17 protein-coding genes are annotated in these 16,248 nt (G+C 56.3%); 16 read left to right on the top strand and 1 reads right to left on the bottom strand.

The genetic code is table 11. From position 1 onward, the window contains the following. The first annotated feature begins 3 nt into the window (after positions 1-3). The 4 genes from EDD75_RS06250 to hepT all read left to right on the top strand — a co-directional run bounded on the left by EDD75_RS06250 (position 4) and on the right by hepT (position 2,019). Positions 4-255: a hypothetical protein gene (locus EDD75_RS06250; RefSeq protein WP_123929644.1), complete on the top strand. Its 252-nt coding sequence runs from the start codon at positions 4-6 to the stop codon at positions 253-255. 72 nt (positions 256-327) lie between these two features. Then, positions 328-900, top strand: a complete 573-nt coding sequence (locus EDD75_RS06255) for a Uma2 family endonuclease (protein ID WP_123929647.1) — start codon at positions 328-330, stop codon at positions 898-900. Positions 901-1,181: 281 nt separating this feature from the next. Continuing rightward, positions 1,182-1,592 carry a type VII toxin-antitoxin system MntA family adenylyltransferase antitoxin gene (gene mntA, locus EDD75_RS06260; RefSeq protein ID WP_123929650.1) on the top strand — a complete coding sequence of 137 codons (411 nt, stop codon included), beginning with the start codon at positions 1,182-1,184 and terminating at the stop codon, positions 1,590-1,592. A 4-nt stretch (positions 1,593-1,596) separates the two neighbouring features. Beyond that, a complete protein-coding gene (hepT, locus tag EDD75_RS06265) occupies positions 1,597-2,019 on the top strand; it encodes a type VII toxin-antitoxin system HepT family RNase toxin (RefSeq protein WP_123929653.1) in 423 nt (140 codons plus the stop codon). A gap of 25 nt (positions 2,020-2,044) precedes the next feature. On the opposite strand, the gene EDD75_RS11440 is transcribed toward hepT, so the two are convergent. After that, positions 2,045-2,176 carry a hypothetical protein gene (locus tag EDD75_RS11440; RefSeq protein ID WP_281277471.1) on the bottom strand — a complete coding sequence of 44 codons (132 nt, stop codon included), beginning with the start codon at positions 2,174-2,176 and terminating at the stop codon, positions 2,045-2,047. 217 nt (positions 2,177-2,393) lie between these two features. Between EDD75_RS11440 and EDD75_RS06270 the strand changes: the two genes are divergently transcribed. The 12 genes from EDD75_RS06270 (at position 2,394) to EDD75_RS06325 (ending at position 16,232) form a co-directional block, all read left to right on the top strand. Further along, positions 2,394-3,413 carry a GDP-mannose 4,6-dehydratase gene (locus EDD75_RS06270; protein ID WP_123929656.1) on the top strand — a complete coding sequence of 340 codons (1,020 nt, stop codon included), beginning with the start codon at positions 2,394-2,396 and terminating at the stop codon, positions 3,411-3,413. 3 nt (positions 3,414-3,416) lie between these two features. Further along, the gene (locus EDD75_RS06275) at positions 3,417-4,715 is read left to right on the top strand and encodes a nucleotide sugar dehydrogenase (protein ID WP_123929659.1); all 1,299 of its coding nucleotides are present in this window, start codon (positions 3,417-3,419) and stop codon (positions 4,713-4,715) included. 86 nt (positions 4,716-4,801) lie between these two features. Then, on the top strand, positions 4,802-6,019 hold the full coding sequence (locus tag EDD75_RS06280; RefSeq protein WP_211328117.1) for a glycosyltransferase family 4 protein: 1,218 nt from the start codon (positions 4,802-4,804) through the stop codon (positions 6,017-6,019). 45 nt (positions 6,020-6,064) lie between these two features. Continuing rightward, positions 6,065-6,958 carry a class I SAM-dependent methyltransferase gene (locus tag EDD75_RS06285; RefSeq protein ID WP_123929662.1) on the top strand — a complete coding sequence of 298 codons (894 nt, stop codon included), beginning with the start codon at positions 6,065-6,067 and terminating at the stop codon, positions 6,956-6,958. 3 nt (positions 6,959-6,961) lie between these two features. After that, a complete protein-coding gene (locus tag EDD75_RS06290) occupies positions 6,962-8,140 on the top strand; it encodes a glycosyltransferase family 4 protein (protein ID WP_123929666.1) in 1,179 nt (392 codons plus the stop codon). Positions 8,141-8,271: 131 nt separating this feature from the next. After that, complete coding sequence (locus tag EDD75_RS06295) at positions 8,272-9,357, top strand: glycosyltransferase family 4 protein (protein WP_123929669.1); 1,086 nt, start codon at positions 8,272-8,274, stop codon at positions 9,355-9,357. A gap of 136 nt (positions 9,358-9,493) precedes the next feature. Further along, the gene (gene gmd, locus EDD75_RS06300) at positions 9,494-10,585 is read left to right on the top strand and encodes a GDP-mannose 4,6-dehydratase (RefSeq protein ID WP_123929672.1); all 1,092 of its coding nucleotides are present in this window, start codon (positions 9,494-9,496) and stop codon (positions 10,583-10,585) included. Continuing rightward, complete coding sequence (locus tag EDD75_RS06305) at positions 10,582-11,532, top strand: GDP-L-fucose synthase family protein (RefSeq protein ID WP_123929675.1); 951 nt, start codon at positions 10,582-10,584, stop codon at positions 11,530-11,532. The genes gmd and EDD75_RS06305 overlap by 4 nt, the downstream gene beginning before the upstream one ends. Then, positions 11,522-12,373, top strand: coding sequence for an ABC transporter permease (locus tag EDD75_RS06310; RefSeq protein WP_211328118.1), 852 nt, complete (start codon positions 11,522-11,524; stop codon positions 12,371-12,373). Before EDD75_RS06305 ends, EDD75_RS06310 begins: the two co-directional genes overlap by 11 nt. 186 nt (positions 12,374-12,559) lie before the next feature. Next, entirely contained in the window at positions 12,560-14,218 is a 1,659-nt protein-coding gene (cysC, locus tag EDD75_RS06315; protein WP_123929678.1) for an adenylyl-sulfate kinase, read from the top strand. A 6-nt stretch (positions 14,219-14,224) separates the two neighbouring features. Next, positions 14,225-15,541, top strand: a complete 1,317-nt coding sequence (locus EDD75_RS06320; RefSeq protein ID WP_123929681.1) for an ABC transporter ATP-binding protein — start codon at positions 14,225-14,227, stop codon at positions 15,539-15,541. 1 nt (position 15,542) lies between these two features. Continuing rightward, a complete protein-coding gene (locus EDD75_RS06325) occupies positions 15,543-16,232 on the top strand; it encodes an FkbM family methyltransferase (protein ID WP_123929684.1) in 690 nt (229 codons plus the stop codon). Positions 16,233-16,248 lie beyond the last annotated feature (16 nt).

Genomic DNA, 16,248 nt, shown 5'->3' on the forward strand with positions numbered 1-16,248 from the left:
AAAGTGACCGCCGTCGCGATAACCAACCTCTGGAAAAAGTTCCGCATCTACCACGACTCCAAACAAATGGACCGGGAGCATTACTATCGGGTCAACTTCTCCGGCACCCTGAACCTCTTCGAGGCCGTGCGCGAAGCCGCGCCGCGGGCCCGGGTGCTCTACGCCGGCTGGGCGCCCGCGATCCCCTTCCGCCAGACGCTCAGCGACCTCCTCGCCTGGTGGCAGGAAGCGCTCGCCCTTAACAAGAACGGGTAGCCCGGCGTGTTGCCCGCCCCCCCGGCAAAATGATACAATGGGAACAAGAAAAAGCCAGGAAGGTGACACCCCGTGAACTTGCCGCTCCAGGAAACCACTGCTACTGGCGGAAAAACTTACACCTACGCGGACTACCGCCAGCTCCCTGAAGGAGCACCTTACCAACTTATCGGGGGTGAACTCGTCTTGACGCCTGCGCCGTCCACCTACCACCAAATTATCGCGTTTAACATAGGGCTTCAACTCGGCAATTTCGTCATGCATAACCAGCGGGGAAAGGTTTTATTCGCCCCCGTAGACGTCTACCTCAGCGAAACCGAAACCTACCAGCCAGACATCATCTTTATCGCCCAGGAACGGCTGAGGATCATCGAGCCGGAGCGGATCAACGGCGCCCCCGACCTGGTGGTGGAAATCCTCTCCCCCGCCACCGCCTACTACGACCTCCGGAAAAAATTCAAGGTTTACGAGCGGTGTGGCGTTAAGGAATACTGGATCGTGGACCCCGGGGAGAAATCGGCGCAGCTTTTTACGCTCAAGGAGGGTAGGTTTGTCCTCGACCAGGAGGCGGAAGGAAAAGGAGAGATCGCCTCTCGCGTCCTTGAAGGTTTCACCGTTACGCTGGCCAGCATCTTCGAAGGTTAGCCGCCCTATAGCGGAAAGCTTAGCCTTCCCATCTCTTATCCAGAATACTGTTGACAGCCTGCCCTGGTACAAGAGCTTATCTAAGACAAGAATGTGGCTCAAATCCTCCGACCAAATGACCGCGCCGAGCTCTGGCACCTGGGCACTCCAGATGACCATCGCGTCCCAAAATGAGGTCCTGTTTCGCTGCTGAATCTCTACCGCCGCCGTTGCCTATCCCCCGGCAAAGTGATACAATAAAGCCGCCCGGAAGACCCGCGAATGTGGAGTTGATCCCTTTAATGGAAGCGGAAAAGATTTTCGCAGCAATCAAAGAGTACCTCCTGACGCAGCCGGACATCGCCGCCGCCTACGTCTTCGGCTCGGCAGCGCAAAATCGTCTGCGTCCGGCCAGCGATATCGACATCGCGGTGCTTTTCTCTCCCGGCACGGCTGCCAAAACCGCCCGGTTCGAGCGCCGGCTGGAGATTGCCGTAGCCATTGAAGAACTCCTGAAGCGGCCAGTCGAAGTAGTTGACCTGGAGGCGGCACCGCCTTTCCTCCAGCACCAGATCCGCAAATACGGCAAATTACTTGTAGACAGGGACCCGCAGCGGCGCAAAGCCTGCGAAGTGGCCTCACGCCGGCTCTATCTCGATATGCTTCCCTACCTCCGGTACCGCAGAGAAAGAGCCCTCAAAAGGCTGGGTTAGCGGAATGGTGGACAAAGAACTGCTAGCGGAAAAACTGCGTCTCCTAAGCGAATACATTACCGACCTTGAGGAGCAGAAGACCATATCTCTGACCGACCTGAAGGAAAACAAACTTCTGCGCCGCTACATCGAGCGCACCCTGCACCTCGCCGTCGAAGCCTGCCTCGATATCGGCAACCACATAATCGCGGACCTGAACCTCCGCGAGCCCGCGGACTACAAAGACGTTTTGGCCGTCCTGACCGAAGCGGGTTACCTGCCGTCCGCCAAATTGGCCGACTTTAAAAAGATGGCGCAGTTCCGCAACGTTATCGTCCACGACTACGCCCGCATCGAACCCGAAATCCTGTACGCCATCCTGCAAAAGAATATCGCGGACCTGCGCCTCTTCGCCCGCGCCATCAGGGACAGTTTCCTGCAACAGTAGAAGTTCCCGCACCCGCCGCAAAAGGCTACCGCTCCCGGCCCGCCGCCTCAAAAGGATTCACCACCCGCACCCCGTCGTAAGCCTGACCGTGGCTCAGATCCTCCGACCAGATGACCTGGCAGTCCAGCGCTTGGGCGCTCCGGCCACTTTTAAGCATTTCATCCGGTAAAGCCCGGGCAACTTCTTGCCCGCCGCCGCAAGGTACGCTATACTTCCCGCAAATCAGAAAAGAACGAGAATCCCTCCCCTCCCCGGCAGGAAAAATCCACCCGCCCGGCGAATCTTGCTGAAACTGGGGAGGTGTTCCCCGGTAATACCCGGTAATAAAAAGAATACGCGACGCGCCTTGACACCAACCGCAAAGAGGTTAGAAAATGAGCGCAAATCGACACCAAGAAACCAAAACCGTTTTAGTCACCGGCTGCGCCGGCTTTATCGCGGCGCGGGTGACGGAGATGCTGCTCCAAGACGGCTACCGCGTGGCTGGCATTGACAACCTGAACGACGCCTATGATGTCCGCCTGAAGAAATGGCGGCTCAACCGGCTGAAAAGCACACCGGGGTTCACCTTTTACCACACCGATATTAGCAACCTGGAGCAGTTGCGCGGAATCTTCACTGCCCACGCCGCCGGCAAAGCAACCGCTCCTTTCGCTGCCGTCATCAATCTTGCTGCCCGGGCCGGGGTGCGCCAGTCGGTCGCCAACCCTTGGGTCTACGTCGAAACGAACGTCACCGGCACCCTCAACCTCTTAGAACTCTGCCGCGAATTCGGGGTAAAAAAGTTTGTCCTCGCTTCCACGTCGAGCCTTTACGGGAAAGAAAACCCCATGCCCTACCGGGAGGATGCCGACACCAACCGGCCCCTCTCTCCGTACGCCGCTTCCAAAAAGGCAGCGGAGGCGCTCTGCTACACCTACCACTATCTTTACGGCCTCGACGTAACGGTGCTCCGCTACTTCACCGTCTACGGCCCAGCGGGAAGGCCGGACATGAGCCTCTTTCGTTTCATCCAGTGGATTAGCGAAGGAAAACCCCTAATCATCTACGGGGACGGGCGGCAGTCCCGCGATTTTACTTACGTGGACGACATTGCGCAAGGCACCATCGCCGCACTCAAACCCCTCGGTTACGAAATCATTAATCTCGGCTCCGACCGGCCGATAGTCTTAATGGATGCAGTTCAGCTCATCGAAAAATTAATAGGGCAAAAAGCCCGTCTCGAATTTAAACCCCGCCACCCGGCCGACGTGCCCGCTACCTGGGCCGACATCACCAAAGCCCGCCGGCTGCTTGGCTGGGAACCGCAGACGTCTTTTGAGGAAGGGTTGGCCGAAACCTGCGCCTGGTACCGAGAAAACCGGGACTGGGCGAAAGAGGTGAAGGTGGATTAGTCCATGGAAGATATGCCGTGCGTCGTTGTCGTAGGGCTCGGTTATGTGGGGCTCGCCTTAGCGACGGCTTTCGCCAAAAAGACGCGGACCATCGGGTTTGATATCAACCCCGGCCGGGTTGAGGCCCTCCGGCAGGGCATTGACGCCAACGGTGAGGCGGCGCCGGCGGACTTACAATCGCCCCACCTTACATTTACCGCTGACCCAGCAGCCCTGCGTAAAGCGCAGTTTATCATCGTTGCTGTGCCCACGCCGGTGGACGCCCACAAGCGGCCTGATCTGAGCCACCTAACAAACGCGAGCCGCCTGGTCGGGCAAAATCTCTCACCCGGAGCCATCGTTATTTACGAGTCTACCGTCTACCCCGGCGTAACGGAAGAGATCTGCCTGCCCATCCTTGAAGAAGCCTCCGGGCTTAAGGCCGGCAGAGACTTCAAAATCGCTTACTCGCCGGAGCGCGTCAATCCGGGCGACCCGGAACACACTCTCGAAAAAATCGTCAAAGTGGTAGCCGCTCAGGACAAAGAGACCCTCGAAAAGGTGGCGTGGCTTTACGGCCTGGTGGTCAAAGCGGGGGTTTACCGCGCACCCAATATCAAAACCGCCGAGGCCGCCAAGGTGATCGAAAACATCCAGCGCGACCTCAATATAGCGCTGATGAACGAGCTAGCGCTTATCTTCCACCGGCTCGGCCTCGATACCCGTGAGGTCCTGGCGGCAGCCCGCACTAAGTGGAACTTCCTGCCGTTCGAACCGGGCTTGGTAGGCGGCCATTGCATTCCGGTGGACCCGTACTACCTCACCTACAAAGCCGAAGAAACCGGTTACCACCCCGAAGTGATCTTAGCCGGCCGGCGGATCAACGACCAGATGGGGCTCTACGTCGCCCAGCAAACGGTCAAGCTCCTGATCCGGAGCGGCAAAGCCGTCCTTGGCGCGAAGGCCCTGGTCCTCGGCGTCACCTTCAAAGAAAACGTGCGGGACGTGCGCAACAGCCGGGTGGCGGATCTGGTGCAGGAAATAACGAACTACGGAGTCTCGGTGGTCGTTTACGACCCCCTAATAGAACCGGAAAAAATCCGGCAGTTGGGGCTTGAACCCGTAAGCGACCCCTTCGCCGGGAAAGAGCGCTACGACGCCGTCATCTTGGCCGTGCCCCACCGCGCTTTCCGCGAAAAGGGGCCTGGCGCCTACATTAAGCTCCTCGACAGCACGGCTGGTCCCGGCGTTATCGTTGACGTCCGCCGCGTTCTGCCCAAAGACGCTATCACCAGCGCCGGCGCCATTTACTGGGGCTTGTGAGAAATTTATTGGGGCTTGTGAGAAAATAGAGGTCGTGCAAAATTCCCTCAAGCCCCGGCAGGATTTAGCTCGCAGAACAAAGAGGAGTGCGCTTAAATAAGCTAATGAAGATCCTAATCGTTACCGGCATTTTCCCCCCGGATATCGGTGGCCCGGCAACCTATGTGCCGCTGATCGCCGGGGCGCTCGCGTCCCGGGGACACCAGGTAAAAGTGCTTACCACCAGTGAACCGGAGGACCTGGGTTACGATGACCGCCAGTACCCCTTTCCAGTGGTTCGGGTCAACCGCAGGCTTCCCCTGTGGCGGCGGACTTTTACCCTCATCCGCCTGATCATCCGGCACGGGCGGGAGGCCGACGTCATCTACGCCAACGGAATGCACCTCGAAACGGCGCTGGCTAACAAGCTTCTCCGGAAGCCGCTCGTGATGAAAATCGTCGGCGATGAAGCCTGGGAACGCGCCACCCGCAAGGGCTGGACTGAAGATAACTTCGAAGCGTTCCAGAGCAAGCGCCAGCCGTGGCCGGCCGAACTCAACAAATGGCTGCGTTCCTGGGCCACCCGCCAGGCGGACAGAGTGATCGTGCCGAGCCGGTATCTAAAGCAGATTATCGCCCGCTGGGGTGTACCCGAAGACAGGTGTAAAGTGGTCTATAACGCTGCGGAACCATTAGGAAGCGTTGAACCCGCAATGATACCGCTTGCCACACCCGCAAAGTTAATTACCGTGGGGCGTTTAGTCCCGTGGAAACACGTGGATTCAATAATCGAAGCACTCGTTGAGTTAAACGGTACCGGGCTGGTTGTGGTGGGCGACGGTCCCGAAAAACAGCGTTTGGAGGCTTTAACGCAATCACTGGGGCTCACCAAGAGGGTTTATTTTACAGGCCAGCGCAGCAAAGAGGAGACGCACGCCCTGATGGCCGCCTGTAACATCTTTGTGCTGAACTCTTCATACGAAGGATTGCCCCATGTTATTGTGGAAGCAATGCAAGTGGGTTTGCCCGTTATCGCCACCGCCGTCGGCGGTACGCCGGAAGTCGTGCAAGACGGCGAAACCGGCTTGCTGATTCCGCCAGACGATGTGCAGGCCTTACAGAAGGCGCTCGCACGCTTAATCAACAACCCTGACTTACGCCGAATGCTTATCGAAAAAGGCCGGCTTTTGGTACAAACAAAGTTCAACAAAGAGGGTATGATTGACCAGACTGAAGCTGTGCTCCTCAAAGTAGCAAAGAATTTTAGCCGCTCGAGTATCCACGCTGCGCCTGAAAACCATCGAAATTCACCTATAGACAGATAAAAATGATTGGCTAAGATACATGTGGCAGGAAGAGGAGAAGGTTAAATGGCCAAAAAGCAATTGTGTTGGCTCGTACAGACCAAGGAGGGTTATAAGAGGCTGCTTTGGTTAAAACCCCGGGCTGAGTTAAAAGGGTTGTGGGATAAAACCTGGGAAAGGCAAATCCAGCCCGAAAAGATGGTATCCTGGGTAAAACGACAACAAGTGTTTAAATTGATAATCCAACACCTCCCCAAGGGAGCAAAACTTTTAGAAGCCGGCTGCGGTTTGGGACACTGGGTTTTTGCCCTTTGCCAGTATGGCTACAAGGCATTTGGCGTAGACACCAGCGAGGTCGGTATCCAACGGGGACGCCAATTATACGGCTTAAACCATAATATTTTGAGAAAAGGGGATGTCCTTACCTTGGACTATGAGGAGAGTACCTTTGATGGTTACATCTCTTTGGGTGTAGTAGAACATTTTGAAGATGGCCCGGGTAAAGCATTAAATGAAGCGTATAGAGTCTTAAAGAAAAATGGTTTGCTATTCTGTAGTGTACCTTACCTCAACCCACTCCGATATCTTTTTTCGCCTCACGGAGATCTGGAATCTCTATTGAACACATCTGGGCATAGTTTCTACCAATGGAGTTTCAGCAAAAAAGAAATGCAGACCATGCTTGAATCAGCAGGATTTGAATTACTCCGAGCTTATCCCTACACAACCCTCAAAACCTTACAGGAAATAATCCCTGGTTTGGATACCATGACAAAACGCACCTTGGCCATAATTAACCCTGACTGCCCGGAAACACAAGAAAGCCTAGCAAAAAGCCGAAAACTACAATGGAAAACAATAAGAAGCACTATTAAACAGGGTCTTATTCTTACTTTAGAAAGCTCGCCTGTCAGAGTAGTAGCTGGGCATATGTGCCTTTATATTTGTAAAAAAGGATAGCTCATGAGCGAATCAGGGGAATTTAGAATCTGTTTCCTTGGCGGTACCCGCTACAGCCAACCGCTCGACGCAACCAGCGAAAAGAAGTTCCGGCTACTGGCCGAAGCAGCCGGCATCTTTGTTATCGGTTTCGCACAGAACCTGAAACCCTGCCGCTTCCGCCAGCATGCCCGGTTCTACCTCCTGCCGCGCCTGCCGCTTGCCGGACTACGCTACCTTCTGATGCTTACCGCCGGTGCGGCGCTGGCCCTTTGGCTTATCCTGCGGCACGGTATCCGCATAATCGTCGCCCAGAGCCCCTACGAAGGCTTTGCGGGTGCCGTGGCCAAGCGCCTCGCGGGGTTGTTGGGGCGGCAGGTAGCCCTCATCGTCGAGAGCCACGGGGACTTCGAGCAGAGCCTCTTCCTCCAGCGGCGGGTGAAGCTCCCCTCGCTCTACCGGATACTGATGCGGTGGACGGCTGGTTACGCCTTCAAGCACGCGGATATACTCCGGGCCGTCTCCGACTCGACGAAAGAACAGCTTAAGCGGTGGGCGCCCGGAAAGCCCATCGTTCAGTTTCCCGCCTGGACGGATATCGAAGCCTTCCTGAACGCCTCACCAGAACCGCCAGCCACCGCCGTGCTTTACGCCGGCGTCCTAACTCCGCTTAAAGGCGTTCACGTCCTTCTCGACGCCTTCGCCAAGGTGATAAAGCATCTGCCAGAAGCCCGGCTGTGGATCGCCGGGCGGGAGGAGAACAAGGAGTATGCCGCGGCACTAAGACAACAGGTGGTAGCCTTGCGCTTGAACGAAAGAGTCGAATTCACCGGCGAAGTCCCCCAGCAGGAGCTGGCGCGCTATATGGCGCGCTGCCGCGTCTTTGTCCTGCCTTCGCTCTCCGAAGCGCTCGGCCGCGTCGTCTTCGAGGCAATGGCCGCCGGCAAGCCGGTTATCGGCAGCGCGGTGGGCGGCATACCGGAAATGGTGCAGGACGGTGTGACCGGGTTTTTGGTCCCTCCCGGCGACCCCGAGACCCTGGCAGACCGCTTATCTTGGCTCCTCACCCACCCGGAAGAAGCGGCAGAAATGGGAAAGCGCGCGAAGGCGTTTGCCGAAAAGTTTTTCTCACCCGCCGCTTACCAACAGGCGTACCGCGAGCTATTCGCGAAGGCGATAGAAACGCTTCCATCCGGGCAATAGACAGGGCAAGCCCCGTAATGGTAGAATGACTTTGAAAGACACCGACTTTGACCGGACAAAGAAGGGGCGTGTGACACCTGATAAAATCGAGTGTTAACAGCAGCAGCCCCTCCCGCCTGGAGCAAAACCCGATGCGCCTTTTGCTTTTCAACCTCGCGACAGACGCTGACGACCCGATCCTGGGCTTCACCACCCGCTGGATCCAGGCGCTGGCCAAGCGGGTGGCGTCTGTTGACGTGATCACGATGCGGGCCGGCCGGATAGAAGTGCCCGGCAACGTCCGGGTTTACTCCGCGGGCAAAGAGAAAGGCTACAGCGAGCCACACCGCATCCTGGAGTTCTACCGGCACCTGTTCAGGATCTTGCGGGAGCGCCGGATTGATGCCTGTTTTTCGCACATGATCCCGGAATTCACCATCCTGGCCGCCCCGGTGCTCAAGGCAAAAGGCGTTCCTATCGTTACGTGGTATGCCCACCCGGCGCTTACCTGGAAACTGAAGCTGGCCCACCACCTCTCCGACCGGATGGTAGCCAGCCTGGCGAAGGCTTATCCCTACAAACAGGACAAACTGACGGTCGTCGGCCAGGGAATAGACACCGACCTGTTTGCCCCGGACGGAACGCCGCCCGAAGAACCGCCCATTATTCTCTGTGCGGGGCGCCTCTCGCCGGTGAAGGACCACCCGACACTGCTGAAGGCAGCAGCTTTACTCCGCGACCGGTGGGGACAACCTTTCCGCGTCGTCATTGTCGGCGGTCCTGCGGGCGCGGCGGGCGAAGCCTACGCCCGCTCCCTCCGTGACCTGGCGCAGGGACTCGAGCTACAGGATGTTGTCCATTTCGAGCCGCCGGTGCCGATGACGGCACTGCCGCCCTGGTACCGGCGCTGCACACTGCAGGTGAACCTGACCCCGACTGGCTCGGGGGACAAGGTCGTCCTGGAAGCGATGAGCTGCGGCCGGCCCTGCTTGGTCGCAAATGAAGGCTTCAGGGAAACGCTCGGCGAATACGCGGACCGGCTCCTTTTCCGCTGCGGCGACCCGGAAGATTTAGCTGCGAAACTGCACAAGCTTCTGCAAATGGAAGCGGCCGAACTGGTGCAGATGGGAAACTACCTGCGGAATAACGTCATAAGGCTTCACAGCCTCGAGGGCCTTGCCGGGCGGTTAACGGAGCTCTTTAAACAGCTTTCCGCCCGCCGGAAAGCAACTTTTTGAAAGACAAAACGGCGGCGGTATTTAACCTGCCAGGAAAAAGGCTCTTTTCCCCGAATAATTTAGTGTAGTATACTCAAAGAGGCGCGCGCCGGAGATCCCGGCGTGAGTTCGCTCCAGAAGTCTGACGGGGTGAGCAATGAAACGAGCTCTTATTACCGGTATTACGGGACAGGACGGCTCATACCTTGCCGAGCTGCTGCTTGCCAAGGGGTATGAGGTGCACGGTCTCATCCGGCGGGCAAGTACCTTTAACACCGACCGTATTGACCATCTCTACCGGGACCCGCACGAGCAGGACGTCAGGCTTTTTTTGCATTACGGGGACCTTTCAAACTCCGAACAGTTAACCAACCTGATTTATAACATCCAGCCGGACGAAATTTACCACTTAGGAGCCCAAAGCCACGTTAGGGTGAGTTTCGATATGCCCGAATATACCGGCGACGTGACCGGTCTGGGCACTACGCGTATCCTTGAGGCCATCCGGCGAAGCGGCATCAAAACAAGATTCTACCAGGCGTCGAGTTCCGAGATGTTCGGGGACGCGCCCGCCCCGCAAAACGAGTCAACACCGTTTCGCCCCCGCAGCCCGTACGCGGCGGCAAAGGTTTACGCCTACTGGATGACCGTCAACTACCGTCAGGGGTACGGCCTGTGGGCCTGTAACGGCATTCTTTTCAACCACGAAAGTCCCCGGCGCGGCGAGACCTTCGTCACTCGCAAGATCACGCGCGCCCTGGCGAATATCCTGGCGGGCAAGCAGAAGAAACTCTACCTCGGCAACCTCGAGGCTCGGCGGGACTGGGGCTACGCGCCGGAGTACGTAGAAGCGATGTGGCTGATGCTCCAGCAGGACGAGCCGGACGACTACGTGATCGGCACCGGCGAGTCCCATTCGGTGAAGGAATTTCTCGAAGAGGCGTTTTCCTATGCGGGGTTAGACTGGCGAGAGCACGTAGAAATCGACCCCCGCTACTTCCGGCCCACAGAAGTAGAATTCCTCCTGGCCGACGCTTCCAAGGCCCGGGAGAAGCTGGGCTGGTCGCCAAAGGTTACCTTCAAAGAACTGGTCCGGATAATGGTTGACGCCGATATCGAAGCCGCCGGGCTGACCCCGCCCGGCGAGGGAAAGCGCATTCTGCAAGAGAAATTCTCCGGCTGGCACCGCTGGGAAGGAGCCGTGACTGCTCTGCACCAAAATAATGATTCCCGGGGGTTCGACCAATGAGTTTCTGGCGCGATAAGAGGGTCGTGGTCACCGGTGGCGCGGGATTCCTGGGTTCCTTCGTAGTTGAGAAGCTGAGGGAACGCGGGTGCCGCGAAGTTTTCGTTCCCCGGAGCCGGGAGCACGACCTGCGCGAACGCGAAGTAATCCGCAGGCTCCTAAGAGAAACACGCCCGGACGTGATTATTCACCTAGCCGCGCGCGTCGGCGGTATCGGCGCCAACCGTGCCCACCCGGCCGAATTCTTTTACGACAACCTGATGATGGGCGTGCAGCTCATGCACGAATCCTGGCGGGCGGGCGTCGAAAAGTTCGTGGCCGTCGGAACGGTCTGCGCCTATCCTAAGTTCACGCCCGTGCCGTTCAAAGAGGAAGACTTCTGGAACGGCTACCCGGAGGAAACAAACGCACCCTACGGCCTGGCCAAAAAGATGCTGTTAGTGCAGGCGCAGGCTTACCGGCAACAGTACGGCTTTAACGCCATCTACCTGCTTCCGGTGAACCTTTACGGGCCCCGGGACAACTTCGACCTCGAGACCTCGCATGTTATCCCGGCGCTCATCCGTAAGTGCGTAGAGGCGAAGGAGCAGGGCCAAAGCCAGATCGAGGTGTGGGGCACCGGCTCCCCGACCCGCGAGTTCCTGTATGTAGAAGACGCCGCCGAGGGCATCCTCTTGGCTACGGAACGCTACAACGGCGCCGAACCGGTCAACCTTGGTTCCGGCCAGGAAATAAGCATTAAAGAACTCGTCGCGCTAATTGCCCGACTGACCGGTTTCGCAGGCCAAATCACGTGGGACACAACCAAGCCCGACGGGCAGCCGCGCCGCCGCCTGGATACCCGGCGGGCAGAAGAATACTTCGGGTTTAAAGCCCAAACGCCGCTGGAAGAAGGTCTGCGGCGGACAATTGATTGGTACCTCGAAACGAGGAGCCGGCTTGGGACCTGATATGGGGCAGGGGAAGGCGGCAGGGCCACCGGTAACCGTGATCAAACCCACCCGGGGCTGGCGGATCATCAACTGGCGCGAGCTCTGGGAGTACCGGGAACTGCTCTATTTCTTCATCTGGCGGGACATCAAGGTTCGCTACAAACAGACGGTTCTCGGAGCGGCCTGGGCGATCATCCAGCCCTTCTTCACCATGGTCGTCTTCAGCCTCTTCTTCGGCCACCTGGCCCGCCTGCCCTCCGACGGGCTCCCCTATCCCATTTTTTACTATACAGCCCTGCTCCCCTGGATGTATTTTGCCAACGCGCTGAGCAGCGTAACCAATACCATCGTCGAAAACCAGCGGGTGATCACCAAGGTCTACTTTCCCCGGATCATCCTCCCGGTCTCGGTGGTATTTTCTGGCCTTGTAGACTTTGGCATCGCCTTTACCGTCCTCATCGGGATGATGCTCTTTTACGGCGTCTTTCCCACAGCGGCGATACTCGCTATGCCCCTTTTTCTCCTCCTGGCGGTGGTGACCGCGCTCGGAGTAGGGCTCTGGCTGGCAGCGCTCAACGCCATCTACCGGGATGTCCGCCACGTGGTGCCCTTTCTCATCCAGTTCTGGATGTTCGCCTCGCCGGTGGCCTATTCGAGCAGCCTGATCCCGGAAAAGTGGCGGGTGCTATATGGCCTCAACCCGATGGCCGGCGTGATCGAGGGCTTCCGCTGGGCGGTGCTCGGCCAGGGACACCCCCCTACCCTGCTGGGTGTTTCAGTGGCGGCGGTATTGCTGGTGCTTGCCGGGGGGCTTTTTTACTTCCGGAAAATGGAGGGAACGATTGCCGACGTGGTGTAGCACCTGTTTGGACAGGCAAGGCGCTGGGAAGTTCTGTAATGAGCTCAGTGTGTTATAATTATAAACGGATATTCAGCATGGACTTGGTAGTGAGCGATATCGCTATCGTGTCGAAAACCTGAGCAAACGCTACCGCATCGGGCAGTGGGAACTCTAATTTATAATTCCGCAAAAAGGGCGAAAAGTATGGCAAACTGCAATCCGAGACTTATCCCCCCTTACGGGGGCAACTTAGTCAACCTTCTGGTTTCAAAAGAGGAGCATGCCCAACTGCTGGAACGGGCGAAAAACCTCCCGTCACTCCGGCTTACTCCCCGTTTGCTGTGTGATATTGAGCTCCTGGCTACCGGAGCCTTTTCGCCTCTCGACCGTTTCATCGGCGAAAGCGACTACACCCGTGTCCTCGAAGAAATGCGGCTCACAAACGGACTGCTTTTCCCCCTTCCTGTTGCTTTATCGGTTAAAGAAAACGACATCAGCACCGGCGACGAGATCGCGCTCCGGAGTCCTAAAAACGAAATAGTAGCAATTATGAAGGTTGAGGAGAAGTTTGAAAGGGACATTTCGCGCGAAGCAGCATTGATCTGCGGCACAACAGATCCGCGGCACCCTGTAGTGGCAGAAATGCTCTCTTGGGGCAGATTTTGCCTCTCCGGCCCCCTCAGGGTGCTCAATACACCGCGACATTACAATTTTACAGAGTTCTACCGGACCCCCGCGGAAGTGCGCGAATGGCTGAAATCTGCGGGATATTCGCGGGCGGTGGCCTTTCAAACCAGGGGCCTGATTTACCAAACCGAGGAAGAAACAATAAAAAAAATGGTGAAGGAAACTGGCGGCGCCCTTGTTCTCCAAGGGGTTGCTGACCCAACCCGGCCCGGTGAAATAGACATTTTTACCCGCCTCCGGACGTACAAGCTCCTGGCCGAAAAATACTACGACCGGAAGCGGACCATCCTTAATTTCCTACCGCTGGCAACACGGTTAGCCAGAGTGCGGGAAATCTTGTGGTACGCAATAATTCAGCGCAACTACGGGTGCGACCATCTTCTCCTGGCAGATGCGGCGTGTATAAACGGGTTAGATACCGAAAGCGAACGGTTTTTCGCCCCGGTGGAAATAGAAGAATTTTTCACCGAACATAGCAACGAAATCGGTGTAAAAGTATTGCTTTACAAAAGGCCACCCCGGGGGGCAATGCGTCCGGAAGTTGCCGCGATCATCGCCAACGCGTACCCGCCGCGCCACCAGCAGGGGTTCTGCCTCTGGTTTACTGGACTGCCGTGCGCCGGCAAATCAACAATCGCGGAAATCGTCACGCTAATGTTACAAGAGTACGGGAGAAAAGTTACCTTTCTGGACGGGGACGTTGTGCGTACCCACCTCTCCAAAGGGCTCGGGTTCACGAAAGAGGACCGGGATACGAATGTGCTCCGTATCGGGTTCGTGGCTTCCGAAATCGTCCGGCACAACGGCGTGGTAGTCTGCGCGGCTGTAAGTCCCTACCGTGCCGCGCGCAACCAGGTACGCAATATGGTCGGCAAGGACCGCTTTGTTGAAATCTTTGTCGACACGCCTCTGGATGTCTGCGAAAAGCGCGATACAAAGGGTCTGTACGCCAGGGCCCGAATGGGCAAGATCAGGGGCCTGACCGGCATAGACGACCCCTACGAAGTTCCGGTGGCGCCCGAGATCATTTTGAAAACAACAGACTGTTCGCCGGAGGAAAACGCGCGCAAAGTCATCCTGTATCTGATCGAAAAAAAGTTTTTGCCGGAGAAACCTGATAAGCAGACCTCCAAAGCGGCTGCGGTTTACCATCCGGCGATCACAATCAAGAACTGAGGGATCATGAGCGACATCGCCATCCGGGTTCAAGGTTTAAGCAAACGCTACCGCATCGGGCAGCGGGAACCCTACCGGGCGCTGCGGGACGTGCTGGCCCGCGGCCTGACGGCCCCGTTTCGCGCCACCGCCTCGGTTTTCCGCCGCTCGGGGCCAAACGGAAACGGAATCCGTGACGAAAATTACATATGGGCGCTCAAAGATGTTTCGTTCGAAGTTAAGCGCGGCGAAGTCGTGGGGATCATCGGCCGCAACGGCGCCGGGAAGAGCACGCTGCTGAAGATTCTTTCCCGCATCACCGAGCCCACCGAGGGCTACGCCGAGATCCACGGACGGGTGGGCTCTCTGCTGGAGGTGGGAACCGGCTTCCACCCCGAGCTGACCGGGCGGGAGAACATCTACCTTAACGGGGCCATCTTAGGGATGAAAAAGAAAGAGATAGACCGCAAGTTTGATGAGATTGTGGCCTTCGCTGAAGTAGAGAAGTTCATAGACACGCCAGTGAAGCACTACTCCAGTGGCATGTACGTGCGCCTGGCCTTCGCCGTGGCCGCCCACCTGGAGCCGGAGATCCTGCTGGTGGACGAGGTGCTGGCGGTGGGGGATGCGGCGTTTCAGAAGAAGTGCCTGGGGAAGATGGGCGATGTGGCAAAGGAAGGGCGGACAGTGTTGTTTGTGAGTCATAATATGGCTGCTGTTGAGCATCTATGCGGTAAGGCCCTACTAATGGAAAAAGGGAAAATCATCGAGCAAAGCGATTCCCAGTCAGTTATTAACTATTATCTTGCAAAGGTGCTTCCATCTGCTATAGGCAAAGTTCCATTGTCTGAACGAACAGACCGGTCGGGGAACGGAAGAATAAGACTGACGAGCTTTCATGTTGAAGATCACAAGGGGAATAGACTGGAAGTTGTCCGGAGCGGAATGGATCTCGTGTTCGTATTTGGGTTCCGATGTCAGGAGGGACAAATACCCACGAACGTTGATATAGGTTTTTCTCTGCACTCTGATAAAGACCAAATGCTCTTCGTCTTATATAGCTCATACGTTGGGCAAACCTTTGAAACCGTGCCCTCTGAAGGTGCCTTCCGTTGCTACGTCCCGCACTTTCCAATTTCGAGGGGGCGTTACCGTATAGGTGCACGTGTAACTGTTAATGGAGAGGAAGCTGACTGGCCGCAGGACGGAGTAGGCTATTTGGATGTTGAGGACGGTGATTTCTACGGCACAGGCAGGAAAGGCTTTGAAGGGAACACTCCTTTCCTGGTAAGCGGTAAGTGGGATGTTAAAAGGGCGAATGGAAAAGGCACAAAAGGGGTGTAAAATGATAAGCATCATTACTAAATTATTCGAGAGATTTCGTTTAGCTGCCGGACAGAAATCCTTTGCTCTTGACCAACTGGACCTGAAGCTAAGGCCCTATTTGAATTTTCGAAACGGTTTTTTCATTGAGGCCGGTGCAAATGATGGCGTATCACAAAGTAATACGCTGTATTTTGAGAGGTACATGAATTGGACTGGGATATTAATTGAGCCGATACCTGAGCTGGCTGACAAATGCAGAATGAATAGGCCTAGATGCATTGTCGAAAGTTGTGCGTTGGTTTCTTTTGACTACGAGAAAAGGTTCGTGGAAATGCGATATTGCAATCTTATGTCCCTTGTTAAAGGAGCACTAGGATCACCAGAAACAGAGCAACTCCACATTGAGCAAGGCTGCAAGTGCCAAGGTATTTCGACCTATGAATTGAAGGTGCCGGCGCGGACTTTGACTTCGATTCTTGATCAGCACTCAGTTGGTAAAATAGACTTCCTTTCATTAGATGTAGAAGGCTATGAGCTAAATGTACTCAAGGGTATCGATTTCGACAGATACAGACCTACTTTTATTCTTATAGAAGTGCGTTCTAAGGACGAGATAGAAAGGTTCCTGCGCCCTCTCTATAAGCCTGTGGCAATTCTATCTCATAATGATGCCTATCAGGATATCTTATATCGACTTGCTGATGCGTAACACCTAGTATTTTAAG

The sequence above is a fragment of the Thermodesulfitimonas autotrophica genome (assembly GCF_003815015.1).
Taxonomy (GTDB): domain Bacteria; phylum Bacillota; class Desulfotomaculia; order Desulfotomaculales; family Ammonificaceae; genus Thermodesulfitimonas; species Thermodesulfitimonas autotrophica.

Coding starts and splice junctions, on each gene's coding strand:
- mntA (WP_123929650.1), top strand. CDS start 1,182: ATGGAAGCGGAAAAGATTTTCGCAGCAATCAAAGAGTACCTCCTGACG.
- hepT (WP_123929653.1), top strand. CDS start 1,597: ATGGTGGACAAAGAACTGCTAGCGGAAAAACTGCGTCTCCTAAGCGAA.
- EDD75_RS11440 (WP_281277471.1), bottom strand. CDS start 2,176: ATGCTTAAAAGTGGCCGGAGCGCCCAAGCGCTGGACTGCCAGGTCATC.
- EDD75_RS06270 (WP_123929656.1), top strand. CDS start 2,394: ATGAGCGCAAATCGACACCAAGAAACCAAAACCGTTTTAGTCACCGGC.
- EDD75_RS06275 (WP_123929659.1), top strand. CDS start 3,417: ATGGAAGATATGCCGTGCGTCGTTGTCGTAGGGCTCGGTTATGTGGGG.
- EDD75_RS06285 (WP_123929662.1), top strand. CDS start 6,065: ATGGCCAAAAAGCAATTGTGTTGGCTCGTACAGACCAAGGAGGGTTAT.
- EDD75_RS06290 (WP_123929666.1), top strand. CDS start 6,962: ATGAGCGAATCAGGGGAATTTAGAATCTGTTTCCTTGGCGGTACCCGC.
- EDD75_RS06295 (WP_123929669.1), top strand. CDS start 8,272: ATGCGCCTTTTGCTTTTCAACCTCGCGACAGACGCTGACGACCCGATC.
- gmd (WP_123929672.1), top strand. CDS start 9,494: ATGAAACGAGCTCTTATTACCGGTATTACGGGACAGGACGGCTCATAC.
- EDD75_RS06305 (WP_123929675.1), top strand. CDS start 10,582: ATGAGTTTCTGGCGCGATAAGAGGGTCGTGGTCACCGGTGGCGCGGGA.
- cysC (WP_123929678.1), top strand. CDS start 12,560: ATGGCAAACTGCAATCCGAGACTTATCCCCCCTTACGGGGGCAACTTA.
- EDD75_RS06320 (WP_123929681.1), top strand. CDS start 14,225: ATGAGCGACATCGCCATCCGGGTTCAAGGTTTAAGCAAACGCTACCGC.
- EDD75_RS06325 (WP_123929684.1), top strand. CDS start 15,543: ATGATAAGCATCATTACTAAATTATTCGAGAGATTTCGTTTAGCTGCC.